Here is a 15,413-nt window from a genome sequence, read left to right on the forward strand (position 1 = left end):
ATTACTTAACTCCACTAACTGAAACTCCCTTGGTATCAGTCTTTTAAAAAGTGGCTAACTTGTTCTTGCAATTTGCGATGGTATTTTTGTTTTGAATCATTACAGAAATAGTATTAGCTGATTGTGCAACTTCATGCTTACTAAAGAACTGTGCACCTAAGATTCGACGATTGTCCTTATCATAGACAAGTCTGATCGTTAGCATTTCAGTTGTAGGCATATAAGCTGGACGATAGTAATCATGATAAATTACATAGTCAGCATTAAAGCCCCATTGCAATGCATTCTTCAAAGTCAATCCTGTAGAAGCAATCGTGTGCTCAAACAATTCCATTGCGGAAGTTGCTTGTGTTCCCATATATTTCTGAGTATTTCCGAAGACATTCACACCTGCCAAAGCACCTTGGCGAATAGCGTTCGTTGCAAGTGGCATATAAGCTGGTTTGCCAGTTGGATTGAAATTAACGGTACATGCATCCCCAGCGGCATAAATATCAGGATCTGAAGTTTGAACATATTCATTAATAATGATAGCTCCACGACGATCCATATCAACTTGTCCACGTAATAATTCTGTATTAGCGATGAATCCAGTACATACGATGACCAAGTCAGCCTTGTGATCTTCCTTGTTTGTCTCAATAACTACCTTGTCATCACCACTGAATCCACTAACACGTTCGTTCAAAAATACTTCAACGCCATTATCCGTAAGAAGTTTTTCAACATTCTTAGACATTGACTTATCAATATAATGGTCCAGAATCTGGTCTCCAGACTGGATCAATGTAACTTTGTGATCTGTATTAGCATAACTTTCAGCCAATTCGACACCAATATATCCACCACCGACAATGGCAATATGATGGTTATCCTTAGCTGACTCATAAATTTCACGAGCTTGTGCATAACTCTTGCACATAAGAATCTTTGAATTATCAATTCCCATGATTGGTGGAACTTGTACATAAGAACCAGTTGTCATAATTAATTTGTCATAAGTATCTTCAAAAACATTACCTGACTTAATATCCTCAATCATTAACTTCTTATTCTTTGCATCAATTTTTAATACATCATGCTTCATAAATACCTTAGCTCCGAGTTTTTCCAATTCGGAAGGATCTGAATAAAACATGTCTTCAAGACGCTTTACTCTGTGTCCCAAATACAAAGCTATACCACATGACAAAAATGAAATATTATCATCACGTTCATACAGTAACTTCTGTTCCGGGATGATCTTGTAAAATTTGATCTACAGCGGCGGTACCTGCATGGGTACACCCAACTACAACAACCTTCATTTAAATTCCTCCAATTTGAAAGTACTACACTTCAATCATACAACAAATACAATTTTTTTAAACAATATTTTGATATTCCAAGCACAATTTTATAAGTATACCTTTTTTAAAAATAATATATATAATTAAATTTGTAAGACATAATATTGCGTTATAATGAATGTTGATTTTTTTGTTCCTACTGTTGAAATTGATATACCGACTGTGTAGACCGATTTCAACCAAGGTCTGAAATCTTGCTTTTGAACTCAACACAAACCACGGATTTCAATTACAAATTAAAAACCGTCTAAAACTAAAGCAGATGCATATTTAACCGTAGGCGGCAAAAAAACAAAAACCAAAAACAAAAAATTCAAAAACTAAATCAAGGGACACTTTATATGACATGGACTAAAAAAATAATATATGCCGTGACCATCATTTCAACAATGATTTACCTGCTATGGCGCTTATTCTTCACTATCCCTTGGCACTCACAATTCTGGGTATTGCTATTTGCCATCCTGTTACTACTAAGTGAAATCATTTCCAATTTCACAGCCTTTGTGCTGATTTGGAATAAGCAACAGGTCAAGGCATTCCCACGCCCAAAGATAAAAGACGAAGAATATCCCGATGTTGACGTCTTAATTGCAACTCATAATGAACCACCTGATTTATTAATGAAAACTATTAATGCCTGTACTTTTATGAAATACCCTGATAAGGAAAAAGTACATATTTACGTATCTGACGACGCTAATAGGCCTGAAATAAAGAAACTGGCTGAAAGTTATCATGTGAACTACATGGGTATCGTTGACAACAAGGACGCCAAAGCTGGTAACTACAACTACACTTTGTCCAAAACACACTCAAAATTAGTTGCTACATTCGATGCGGATATGATTCCATACTCAGAGTTTTTACTTGAGACAGTCCCTTACTTCGTCGAGAACGAAAAAGAAGGACAACAAGATGATCCACCTAAGGATTGGAAACCTATTGGATTAGTTCAAACTCCGCAAAGCTTCTACAACGCTGATATCTTCCAGTACAACCTTTTCTCAGAAAACTCCATCCCCAACGAACAGGATTACTTTTCACGTGAAGTTAACGTGCTCAATAACGCCCACGGTGCTGCTATCTATACTGGTTCCAACACAGTTATTTCTCGGCAAGCTATTGTAGACGCTGGTGGATTTCCTACCGATACCATTACCGAGGACTTTGAACTAAGCATGCGCATCAATACCCAAGGATACAACAATATTTCGACTGTCGAACCTATGGCGAGCGGATTGACCCCAGTTGATTTCAAGAGTGTTATGAAACAGCGAATTCGTTGGGCACGTGGTGTTATCCAAAGTATTTATAACTTAAAAGTTCCTTTCAACAGTAATTTGACTGGTGCACAACGTTTGGTCTACATGAACAGTTACTTCTACTGGTGGGCATTTCCAAGAAGATTCCTCTATATCTTCGCACCAGTTTTATATGCTCTATTCAAGATCAGAGTCGTTAATGCTGACTTCTGGATTCTTCTAGCTATTTGGGCTCCGAGTTACTTCCTAGTTCAACTTGTTCTAAGAAATATTACTGGTAATATTCGAACGCAGCGCTGGGGAGAGATCCAGGAAACTGTCTTCGCCCCCTACCTATTCTTCCCCGTTATCTTGGAAAGCTTCGGCATCAAAGCCAAAACGTTCAAAGTAACCAACAAGGAAGCCAAAACTTCTAAGAAGGATCTCATCTATGTTCTTCCTTACCTAATACTGTGGATAATTGTCTTCGTAAGTATCGTCAAGTTCAACTATGGTAAGTTCGGTTCAGAGATCATGTATGGAAGTGTCATAACTTTCTGGCTCCTCATGGCATTGATCAACCTATCTTTTGCGGTTCTTCTATGTTTAGGTCGCCCAATTTTCAGACGTTCTGAGCGATTCGCCAAACGAATCAATGTTAATGTTTCCGTTAACGGTCGTGGATACGATCTTGAAACAACCAATACATCTGAGGGTGGTTTGTCATTCATCTCTAAGAACCCTCTATATTTCCCTAAAGACACTGCAATCGACTTCGTTCTAAAAAATGATGACTATGAATCACACCTAAAAGGCAAAATCGTGCGTGCCTTTGAAACTCGCAATGGCTGGATGTACGGTGTATCACTCCTCACTCCAGAAACCAAAGAGTACAACGAATACTTACAGATAATTCACGATGGATTCAACAAGTATCTTCCACAAAAACGTGATCCTTGGGATACGGCTTTGGATGAATTAATGGATAACTTCGATCAACGTTTCAACAAGAAACAAGTTCAACGACAATTCACCAATGAATTCCCAATAATCCAAGTCAACAAACGTTTCAATTCTGAATCTCAAGAATTCACTATGACTACTTTTAACTTTGAAACCGTCACACTAGCTGGTACTAGCTTCGAAAAATTACCGGATACTCTTCATTTGAAATTATCCGATGATATAAGTCTGGATCTGACGGCGAAAAAAAACGCTGAATCCAATCAACGCCAGTATCGAGTTAATAATCTAGAAAAATTGCTTAACAATGATTCATTTGTAGATATCATCAATGATTGGGGAGGAAAATATGACGAATATTCTGTTAACAACGCTTAAATTCATAGCTTTCTTCCTATCAACTTGGGGATATGTATCCACTGCAAAGAGATATACCAAGGTTGACCGCAAGCTTATCTGGGTGATGGTATTTTGCGGAAATATCCTAGTACTATATGCCTTCGCTTACTTCAAACTTCTGAATCTTGCTGCAAATGTTATGTTCGGACTGGGGCTAATCCTTTTTTTGGTCAGCTTTATCCTCAATCTCAAATATCGTACTTGGCATTTTCCTATTCAATTGCATACACTCTGGATGCTGTTCTATGGAGCAATGCTCGGAACAACTCTTTTAAGTGCTCATTTGGAACATTACGACAATTTCTCACACTGGGCAGTTATCGTTAAATTCCTTTATACACAAGGACGACTTCCAGGGGCTGCAGACACCATAATCAGTTTTACTTCCTATCCAATGGGAAGCTCACTATTTGTTTATTACGTAACACATATTGTCGGATTTGAAGCCGGTAACATGTTATTTGCACAATTCATTTTGTTATTCAGCTGTATGGTCGCAATGTTTGCTGTTATCAGAGATGAGAGTCGTGCGCTTATCACTATGATGATGTGTACCATGATCACACTCTTTAACTATTTCAACATTGCTATCAGAATGAACAATCTATTGGTTGATTTTGTTATTCCTATGTTATCAATTGCTGCAATAAGTGGGATCTATCGCTACCGGAATCAAATTGGGTTGATGACTTTACACGCAGCAATGCTGGGCGCTGTGATCGGAATCATTAAGAACAACGGAATTATCTTCAGTGTGATCGTAATTGGCTACTATGCCTATGAAGTTTTCCACAATTCAAAGACTATGCAGGCTGTCATTAAAAGTACTATCAGTCTTATTTTTATGGTCACCGAAACACTTGCACCAATTATGATCTGGAATAGTCATGTCAAATCTACCTTCAAAGCGTCTAAACACGAAGTAAGTATCAAATCATATGAAACTATCTTCGGTGACAAGTCTATGACCATTGTTCATAAAATAATTCATAAATATGTCTCAAGTATTTTTAGTTTTTCCAGTTTATCCACCAAAGGAATCATTCTGGTCAATCTGATTTTGTTGATTACCTTCTTTATCATCAAATATCGCATCAAACATAAAACCCATGCGCTCAAGGCACTTATCGCCATCGATATTACAATAATCTTGTATTACGTTGGTATTTTATTGATGTTCTTAGTGTCAATGCCTACTCCAGAAGCATTGCAACTTGCCGGATTCGAGAGATATGCTTCAAGTATTGTCATATTGGCGCTTGGGGCTGTCGCCATGGTTCTGGCTCAAGAGTTAGATGCTTCATTATATGAGCAGAACATCATGCTGCGTAACTATCGAAGCTATAAGACAATAACTTCCAAAAAGATCTACCAATATACTTCAATGGGTTTGATTTTTATTGCAACACTGATGGCTTTATCTGAGAATAACGGTATTCGCTACAATGAGAAGCTCTATAGCAAGACCGAACCATCGAGAGTTTCAAAAATGACTGGTAATAATATGAAGCTCAATCATACTCGTTACCTGATAGTTTCCACCGATGCCGCAGATGTTAATAGTTACCTCACGGCTTACGTTGGTAAATACTACTTATTCACACCAAATGTCGATGCCAAAGAATTCTTCGTTATGGACGACGATCAATTTGTCGCAATGCTCAAAGGTTACGATAAAGTTGTTATTTTGAAAAAACATTTCACATTTAACGCCATGACCGAAAAGATCTACCATAAGAAGTATGGACCGGGAATTTACTCAACCAAGCAAATTCTGGATCAAAAAGAATTTGTAAAAGATGCTAACAACTAATATTTGATAATTTTTTTACATGAAAGGAAATTATAAATTTTGTTTCAAATATTCTAAAAAGATTTTTATTTATATAATCTAACAATATATTCAACTTAATGGTAATATCTATATTAGTTGCTATAATGTCAATAATTATTTATAGCAAATAGTTTACAAATTAATATTTAGAGGTGACGGATGTCAATGACTTATAACTTTGATAGTTTCCAATCACTTTTAAGTGTAGACGGCAATATTAATGCAATTATTATAGGATTGATCACAGTTGGTATTGTGACGATAATCACCCTCATGGCGTACTCATTCGAGAATCTCCTGCAGGGTAACTCCAATTCGACTTATCGATTCTTCCTTCAGTTAATTGAAGGCATTGTCTTAGCAATAAGCATGATTCTTGTTCAACATATTTTCAAAGCTCTGAATTCTGGGGATGCAAGGAATTGGTTCTACGCAACTACTCAACTAACCATCCTTCTTTACAGTCTTTATACAATGCAGAATCGTGTTATCGAGATAATGAATATAATTGCACCTGTTTATATATTCGGGTATCGTGCCGTAACTGGGTACAATAACTATCTAATACTATTTTCAATTTCAATAATTTTACTTGCTCTAATCGTTATTTATATCTATCATAACTTAGAAAAAATACTGTCCTCTAACTTGAGATTCATCATAGTCCAAGCAATCTACGGTGTCATTTGGTGGGTGATCATCTGGCCATTCCACAAGTTCACGCTGTACTATACATTCAACATGGTCATAGGATTTGTTATCTACATGTCGATCATTCGCTACTTAGCTAGATGGATTCGAAATTCTTTCGACAAATATAACAACTTAACTTAAATGGTGAATTATGACGAACTCACTGGAATCAGGAATCGAGCCAACTTCGATGAAGTATCTGAAGAGGTCTTCAAAGTCTACAGCAGTGATCCTGACGTACCAATGACGATTGCCATGTTCGATATTGATCACTTCAAGAGATTCAATGATACCTATGGCCATTTGACTGGTGACAAGGTTTTGAGACATGTTGCTTCTCACTTCGAACGTCAATTGTTCAAAAAAACTACTCGTGGACAATTATTCCGCTACGGTGGTGAAGAATTTGTCATCATCTTCAGAGGTCTAAAAGCCGATGAAAGTGTCAAAATAATTGAAGACATTCGAAATGAATTGATCAATGACCCACTTGATTATAATGGTCAAGAGTTGAATATCCGTGTTTCTTTCGGTGTAACTGAACTACGAGATACCGATATTTCATTCGACGATTTATTCAAGCGAGTTGATCACTATCTGTACAGATCCAAAGACGCAGGTAGAAATAGCTTAACAGTTGAAGACAGAACTATAAGTTTTGAAAGTTGAATTCAAAGAAGCTGGGGAAACAGCCCAGCTTCTTTTTATATCTAAATATAATTATTTCGATAACATGTAGTATACTAATTGTTAGACGCAACTATAATTGAGGTTATTAAAGTTACAACTTGAAATCTAATTCAGAGGTGCGGAATGACTATACAGCTAGAAGCTGGTATTTTTCAAAGACTTTTAAATGTTGACGCCAATATCAACGCTATAATTATTGGCCTGATAACGGTCGGAATAATCACTATTTTGACCGTTTTATCGTATAGTTTTGAGGGAATTTCTCGAAAACACAAAAAATGGTATGTCGATATGGTTCTAGGTCTTATAGAGGCTGCGGCACTAGTGTTGAGCATGATCTTAGTTCAACACATATTTAAGGCTATTAATGCTGGCAGTTCAACGAACTGGTTCTATGCCACGACACAGATGACTCTAATGCTCTATGCGTTATACACTATGCAGAATCACTTCATCGATGCAGTCAATATTGTTGCCCCACTATACGTTTTCGGGCATCACTTGGCTCATGAGAACACGAACTACAATATTTTCTTTGTGGCAATTCTGATTGTTTTGGCAATCACAGTTATCTATATTGCCTTCCATAAGAACACATTACAGAGTACTGAATGGAAATATCTTGCACTACAAATGATCTATGGTGGTATCTGGTGGATTCTTATCTGGTCTATCTACAAATTCTCACCAGTCAAGACAATTTACATGATGTCTGGTTTCATCGTTTATATGTGGGCGATTCGCTATGTTTCCAAGTGGATCAGAAACTCATTTAATAATTACAACAATATGTCCGAAAAGGTTAATTATGACGAACTGACTGGTATTAGAAACAGAGCTAACTTCGATGCTATCTCTGATCAAATATTCAAAGTTTATTCACATGAAAAAGATATCCCACTAACAATGGCAATGTTTGATATTGACCGTTTCAAAAACTTTAATGATGAATACGGCCATTTAGCTGGCGATATGGTATTGCATCATGTGGCTGAAGTATTCCATCATCAATTATTCAAACAAACAACCAGAGGTCAATTGTTCAGATACGGCGGTGAGGAATTCGTTATCGTCTTCCGTGGTTTGGACACTGATGATTCAGTAGAAATAATTCGTAATATTCGTAATGAATTGATCAATGATCCACTCTACTACAATGGTAATGAGCTAAATATCCGTATTTCATTCGGAGTATCACAATTAGCTCCTGCCGACAGGAATTTCAAAGACTTCTTCAAGCGTGTCGATCACTACTTGTATGAATCAAAGAAATCCGGAAGAAATCGTATTACCATTGAGGATGAAACATTCCCATTTGAAACAAATATGTAGTTTTCTATGAGTATAACTAAAAAAGTCAGTGCATTTACTTATGTAAATGCGCTGATTTTTTAGTTGAATGAAAGAAATTGCCTTATTTAATTTTTATAAATTAAATTATTAAAATTCAGTGTTATACTAATTTCAGCTTACTAACAAATATAGCCTTTAAGACTAGTATTGTTGAAATCTTGTTCTAGGGGTGGAGGGATAAATATTCAATTAGACACAGATATTCTTCAAGGCTTTACAAATATCAACATAAACATCAATTCAATAATCATTGGCTTGACGGCAATTGGGATAATTACCATTCTGACTATCCCGTCTTACACATTCAAAGAAAAAATCGAGGAACATCAAAACTGGCTGTACGATATGGGATTTGACTTCCTTGAGGCCGTCGGATTAGTTGTCGGTATGATCCTTGTTCAACATATTTTCAAATTCATAAATGCTGGCGATTCTGCCAACTGGTTCTACGCCACTACACAAATGACTTTGATGCTCTATTCACTGTATACGCTGCAGAATTACTTCATTGATCTGGTGAACATATTTGCCCCACTTTACATTTTTGGACATCACTTAGCTGATGGTAATATGACCTACGCTGTGTTCTTCATATCAATCCTGATTGTACTGGCGATCACTGTAATTATTATTTCAATTGACAAAAACACGATTCAAGATACCGAATGGAAGTATCTATCACTACAAGTAATTTATGGTGGCATCTGGTGGATATTGATCTGGTCAATTTATAAATTCTCTATTCTAAATACTTTCTATATGCTGATAGGTTTCATCCTATACATGTGGCCGATTCGTTTCGTATCTACAAAGATACGACGTTCACTAAATGAATTATCAAAAAGAATTAATTACGATGAATTGACTGGCGTCAGAAACCGTGGCAATTTTGATGAAATGTCAGATCAAATATTCAATATTTATCGAAACAGCAATAAACCAATGACACTTGCAATGTTTGATATCGATCAATTCAAGCAATTCAATGATACTTACGGACACTTAGCAGGAGATAGAGTTCTACGACATGTGGCAAAACTCTGTCATCATCAACTATTTGAACAAACTCGCAAGGGACAATTATTCAGATACGGTGGTGAGGAATTCGTTATTATTTTTCGGGGTCTTGATTCTGAGGACTCCGCAAAAATAGTTAATCAGATCCGTAATGAAATAATTAACGATCCTCTATCGTATAATGGCGATAAATTAAATGTTCATATTTCATTTGGCGTTACTCAATTGACTGCCACCGATCAAAGTTTTGATGACTTATTCAAACGTGTTGATCACTACTTATATGAATCGAAAAAATCTGGAAGAAACCGTATTACTGTTGAAGATGAAACATTCTTATTTGAAACTGGAATATAACAAAGTGCAGCAAAGCACGTTTAACTTCTAAATATAATTTAAAAAATCAGTGTATTTACTTATGTAAATGCGCTGATTTTTTATTTAACGAAAGAAGCTGTCTTTAGTTGTGCGTTTACACTGCACTCTTAATGACTCATGTATTTGCGCTACAACAGCTTTTTATGTATGATTTTGCCCACAAAAAAAGGTAAGACTTTCGTCTCACCCTCGGGAAGGAATCAGTTATTTTGAATCTGGTAGTCCCTAATTGCCATAGTACAACATAAGTACTTTTGGCGCAATAGGTATTAAACAAAACATTTTAACTCTTTTTCAAATCAATGGTTTCAATTTTATATTCTTTTAACAATTATTTAATATTAACTTAATGATAGATAGATTGGCTTCAATGGTTCCCGCCTCCGGCAACGAAATATCTTATCTGCCATGTGGACCGGCTCGAGCCAAAGTGCGGTCTCTCACCTCGACCTGAAGCTTTGCCATGCAAATCTCCAGGTTCGTCCTGTGGCTTCGCCACTCTCATGGCTGATAAAATATTTTATTACCTACGGCTAATGTATATCAATAATAGTTTTGTAAATTTCTCGAGCAAGATACTGATTCAAAATTAGAATAATATCTAATAACTGTAGGCTACAGCGCATAATGATGTTTCAACGAAGGTACAACTATTTTATCAGCTATGCCAATAATTATTCCTTGGATAAATACCGCCAACAATGTTCCTATGCCGACGGATAACAACTTACCTGTTGTCACAAAACAGATCACCATAATTGTTACTGGCGGCGTATAGCTCAGCAACTGTCCCCACCCCGCTGAACCATGTAAATACTTAAATCTTAATAGGTATGCTAATTCATCATTGGGATGTTGAATCAGATTACAACGTTGATAAATCGATGTACCGACTGAAACACCGATCAGTCCCAGAACATCTAGAACAATTCTGAATACAATATTCAAATGATTTAATTGCAACGGTAGATATAAATTAGAGAAGAATCCGACCAAATAACTAAATGGCAAAGAAAATAGCAAATTTGAAATAAAAATATGTCCATCAAACTTACCAATCAATATTTGATTTGCAATCGTTACCAATACCGCATAAACAAACAAAGTTGTCCCATAAGAAACATTTATCAAATGTGATATATTTACACCTGATGCCATCCAAACGGCACTACCGACATTGCTATCGATCATCAGAGCATTGGATGCAGCATCTATGATAATTGCAAATATCAAATACCCCATTCTCTTTTTAAAACTGTTATCCTCCACGAATCCACCCTCTTAATAATGTTTAAATACGATAAGTTTATGTTATTACTTTTCGTTCCAAACAAAAAGAAGACTAGGCATTTTTTGCTTAATCTTCTTTTGTTTTTTTGGAAATGAGTTTACGAAAGCCAGCAGTCTGTGCTTGCTACCGGCTTTCGACACTCTCTATTTCTAAAACGAGTTGCAGAAGGGCAAACCTCTGCGCTTACTACGACTAATAGCTTTGTCACTTCGTGACAAAACTATTAGTCTAGGTAATGCTCAAGGTCTGACCGCCCTTCTTCCACTCTCTATTTCTAAAATGAGCTACAGAGGCCAGATTCCTGTGCTCAGCTACGCTTTATTAATCGCCCACTTCGTGTGCAATCAATAAACCTAGGCTAATGCTCAGAATCTCACCGGCCTCTTCCAATCTCTATTTCTTTGGATGCTGCATTTCGTCCATAGAAATCAAATGGAATTTATGTTCATGATTTGGATCATATGCTTCGATCTGAGCCATCATTCCGGTATCTTCGTGCTCTAGAATGTGGCAGTGATACATGTATACTCCAAATTTAGTGAATCTAACGGCCAAGCGTACTGTCTCTCCGGCATTTACACCGACAACGTCTTTCCATCCATGTTCATTTGGATATACTTCTTTGCCATTTCTGCTCAATACTAAGAATTGATTACCATGCATGTGGAATGGGTGAATCATTCCTTTGTCCATGTCATTTGTATTTGTGACATCCCAAATTACTGTATCACCGATCTTTTGCTTCTTATCGATTCTTTGCATATCAAACAACTTACCGTCAAGTCTAACTTGATCATCCATACCTGACATTACGGTATGTACGATTGGTGTACCTGGCGTTGGCACTGGTGTTGGAATTGATGCCATGTGTTCTGGTAACTCAACATCTTCACGTTTATACTCGCCAATCTTGAACTTCATAACTGGAATATTATCTGTCATTAAAGTTACAACGTCACCGGGCTTCTTATCACCAAAATCTACAATAACTTCGGCACGTTCAGCACATGTCAGCATTAGTTTGGTGAAGTGAACTGGTGATGGCAATGTACCTCCATCAGAAGCAATTTGTGTGAATTCATGGTTGTCATCAAAATGAAGACGCCATTCACGACGATTAGATCCATTAAGAATACGTAATCTGACACGTTGTGTTGTCACATCAAATACACCATTGATAGTACCGTTGACCAAAGCGTACTTGCCCAAAGTACCATCCATATCGTAATCAGCTTTGTAGTCCAACTGATTATCATGATAACTTCTATCTTGCAAGATAACCGGAATATCATCGACGCCATAATTTCTTGGGAATGGTAATTTAGCTTCTTCATCATCAGTAACTACGACTGCTGCAGCTAGACCATTCCAGACTTGACGAGCTGTATTTGGACATGGGTGAGCATGTAGCCAATCAGTTTGTGCTTGTTGGTCAAGTGTGAAGTCGATATCACGACTGCCACCAGGGTAAACTGGTGCATGTGGACCACCATCAACGATAGGTCCTGTGACATTTAATCCATGCCAATGAAATGTTGTTACTTCTGGCAACTTATTAACTAGGTGAACGTGATAATGTACACCCTTTTTATAAACAATTGTCTTACCTAATATATTGGCGCTGTATCCCCAGGTCTTAGTTTTTTTACCTGGTAGCATCTGTGTTTCGCCCTCTTGAGCAGTTAATGTGTAATAAACATCATTACCCTCAACTTTGTCAGGCTTCAACAATTCTGGAATATTTAACGGTTTCTCTGGCACGTCAGCCACCTCTAATGGCTTATATCCACCGTCATGCAAGTCAAATATCGGCTCATCAAAGAAATAATCATTGTAAACTTTTTTTTCTCCCAATACATTCGCCTTCTATTCTATTTTTTAAAAACCCCAAACAGATTAACAATTGCCTCAAACAACATTCCGATAGCCATCATATACATTGCTATCATGTTCTTATTAGCAATCACGAGAAAAAGCAATATGGCATAAAAGATAACCATGAATACCGAAAACAATTTCGATCCACCCATCACAATATCACCACCAAACTTTTACACATATATTTTAATACAACGTTTACAAGTATAAAAATAGATATCTAATTATTTAATTATTAATTCAAAAATTAACAAGTGTTTGATGTAATCGTCATATTGGTTAAAAGTGTGACAAGACGTGACCTTATTCTGCTTAAACAAATAAGAGATGTAATCCAAAGTCAGATTACATCTCCTATTCTCCTTAGTGCCCAAATGTTGAATATGCTTCTACTAAATTAATTCTTCTTTCGTATAAACCTAAATATCGCTAAGAATACTCCTAATGCCATTCCCAAAACTCTTAAGATCTCACGATTCATTGTCTGTGTTTTCGGTAAGAATCTTGAGCCGACCACACTTTTATCAGGAGTATCTTCAACTGAAGCTAGATCTAACGGTGCCTCAGTACTCATATCAGTGTCATTATCCATTTCCGACATCATAACCGGATCATTAGAAGTGGCTCTTTCGTCTACTTCTTCCAAAACTGGACTTTCAACCGCAGAATCAGTTTCAGGTTCTAATCCAGGATCTACTTCTAAATCTGGAACTTCTATTTCTGGAAACTTGGGTTCCTCTGGAATCTCTGAATCACCTGGATTTTCAGGTTCTTTGGGTGTATCTGGAACTTCTGGTTCTTCGAATTCATCTGGTTTCTCTGGGATTTCCGGCTGTTCTGGAACTTCAGGTACTTCTGGTGTTTCTGGTTCTTCCGGTTCCTCAGGTACTTCTGGTGTTTCTAATTCTTCTGGTTCCTCGGGTACTTCTGGTGTTTCCGGTTCTTCTGGTTCCTCAGGTACTTCCGGGATTTCCGGTTCTTCCGGCACTTCCGGAATTTCCGGCTCTTCTGGTTCCTCAGGTACTTCTGGTGTTTCTGGAATCTCTGGATCTGGGAAATCCGTCTCAGTATCAGAACCATCTTGGAAGTCCCATCTGTGACTTTCTCCGTTAACAATTTTTACAGTGTTGGCAACAATATTACCATCGAAATTATGATAGGCCTCAACGTGAGCTTCTGGGGCTAAAAGGCTCCCTTGAAATGTTGCGTCGATTCTTATCAGGCCATGATACAAGCCATCTGACGAGTTACTATCATAAAAATTCCACAACAGATGATTATCATCAAATATTTCAGTATTCTTATTGCCTCGATCACCACCATCGTTATATTTGATTTTGATCGGTGATGACATACTATACTCAGCTTGTCCTTCAGTATCGACATTAATAATAACTGTTGTCCCAACCTTTTCTTTACTAATGCCATCTATGATCAATGGCCTATCTTTAGCCAGAACTTTAGCAGTTAGATTAATAACAATTTCATTTCTTTCATTCGGCTCGTAGTCCTGTAATTTGATAACTCTGTTATTCTCATCTGTAAAATTATCATTATTCAATTCTGCGTTAGGAGTCCTTTGCGATAACTTATTTGACTGAATTCCTAACGAGCTGAACATTTCGTCAAAATTAATATATTTATTATTGTTTTTATCTTGAAATAATTCAGACGGATCTAAATGATTAATTTTCCTATTATCCGCAAAGACATCCCCATTTACAATATTGAGTAAGACACTGTCGCCAAAAACAACTTTGTTCCCTCGAGTATCATTTTTAACGACAAAGGAGCTCTCAATACAATGTACTAAGTTCTCAATATAGTAAATATCCTTTTCCAGCGTTCCCTCATGAATCGCTGTTCCAAAGTTAACACGACCATCTAATTTTTGAACCGCCAAGTTCCCATTAGTATGAGCGGTCAATGTAGCTTCTCTAGCAAAAATATGAAAATAGGCTGCATAACTTAACAGATTATTAGGTTTTTCCCCAAAATCATCCTGGACTCTTCCACCATCATTAATAGCATCATTTACCAACACCGCATTAATATCAAAAACTTTTACAGAGCTTTCATTACTTGCGGCCCAGACTTGCTCAGATTTAACTAAATCTGAAATAAACGGCCGATAAATAGCCGAATATACCAACATACGACCTACCGATAATCCAGTAGCAGTCATAATAACTCTCTTCCTCATATTCTCACTTCCAATCAATAAATTTGTGACATAATTTTATTTTATAAATTTACTTGTAAGTTTGTCACGTTTAAACACAGCACAATCTACGGGAAAACAAAAAGGAACGTGCATTATTGCA

9 protein-coding genes and 1 pseudogene are annotated in these 15,413 nt (G+C 36.8%); 6 read left to right on the top strand and 4 right to left on the bottom strand.

Going from position 1 to position 15,413, the window contains the following annotated elements:
• Nucleotides 1-76: 76 nt before the first annotated feature.
• A pseudogene (locus tag EKM66_RS04770) lies at nt 77-1,307 on the bottom strand (FAD-dependent oxidoreductase); the annotation flags it as partial.
• Between the two features lie 383 nt (nt 1,308-1,690).
• On the opposite strand from EKM66_RS04770, the gene EKM66_RS04775 reads away from it, so the two are divergent.
• The 6 genes from EKM66_RS04775 to EKM66_RS04800 all read left to right on the top strand — a co-directional run bounded on the left by EKM66_RS04775 (nt 1,691) and on the right by EKM66_RS04800 (nt 9,899).
• Nucleotides 1,691-3,934 (top strand): glycosyltransferase family 2 protein, encoded by a 2,244-nt coding sequence (locus EKM66_RS04775; RefSeq protein WP_125762224.1) that lies wholly within the window; start codon nt 1,691-1,693, stop codon nt 3,932-3,934.
• Nucleotides 3,906-5,768: a hypothetical protein gene (locus tag EKM66_RS04780; RefSeq protein WP_125762226.1), complete on the top strand. Its 1,863-nt coding sequence runs from the start codon at nt 3,906-3,908 to the stop codon at nt 5,766-5,768. The genes EKM66_RS04775 and EKM66_RS04780 overlap by 29 nt, the downstream gene beginning before the upstream one ends.
• Nucleotides 5,769-5,954: 186 nt before the next feature.
• Nucleotides 5,955-6,623: a hypothetical protein gene (locus EKM66_RS04785; protein WP_125762228.1), complete on the top strand. Its 669-nt coding sequence runs from the start codon at nt 5,955-5,957 to the stop codon at nt 6,621-6,623.
• Nucleotides 6,624-7,151: a GGDEF domain-containing protein gene (locus EKM66_RS04790; RefSeq protein ID WP_125762230.1), complete on the top strand. Its 528-nt coding sequence runs from the start codon at nt 6,624-6,626 to the stop codon at nt 7,149-7,151.
• A gap of 144 nt (nt 7,152-7,295) precedes the next feature.
• Nucleotides 7,296-8,504 carry a GGDEF domain-containing protein gene (locus tag EKM66_RS04795; RefSeq protein ID WP_125762232.1) on the top strand — a complete coding sequence of 403 codons (1,209 nt, stop codon included), beginning with the start codon at nt 7,296-7,298 and terminating at the stop codon, nt 8,502-8,504.
• A gap of 171 nt (nt 8,505-8,675) precedes the next feature.
• The gene (locus EKM66_RS04800; protein ID WP_125762234.1) at nt 8,676-9,899 is read left to right on the top strand and encodes a GGDEF domain-containing protein; all 1,224 of its coding nucleotides are present in this window, start codon (nt 8,676-8,678) and stop codon (nt 9,897-9,899) included.
• A 636-nt stretch (nt 9,900-10,535) separates the two neighbouring features.
• Here the strand turns inward: EKM66_RS04800 and EKM66_RS04805 are convergent.
• The 3 genes from EKM66_RS04805 to EKM66_RS12675 form a co-directional block, all read right to left on the bottom strand.
• Entirely contained in the window at nt 10,536-11,189 is a 654-nt protein-coding gene (locus EKM66_RS04805; RefSeq protein ID WP_318530616.1) for a YczE/YyaS/YitT family protein, read from the bottom strand.
• 415 nt (nt 11,190-11,604) lie between these two features.
• Entirely contained in the window at nt 11,605-13,065 is a 1,461-nt protein-coding gene (locus EKM66_RS04810) for a multicopper oxidase family protein (RefSeq protein WP_125762236.1), read from the bottom strand.
• A gap of 421 nt (nt 13,066-13,486) precedes the next feature.
• Nucleotides 13,487-15,292 (bottom strand): collagen-binding domain-containing protein, encoded by a 1,806-nt coding sequence (locus EKM66_RS12675; protein WP_125762238.1) that lies wholly within the window; start codon nt 15,290-15,292, stop codon nt 13,487-13,489.
• Nucleotides 15,293-15,413: the final 121 nt, after the last annotated feature.

The organism is Companilactobacillus hulinensis, assembly GCF_003946555.1.
GTDB classification, from domain to species: domain Bacteria; phylum Bacillota; class Bacilli; order Lactobacillales; family Lactobacillaceae; genus Companilactobacillus; species Companilactobacillus hulinensis.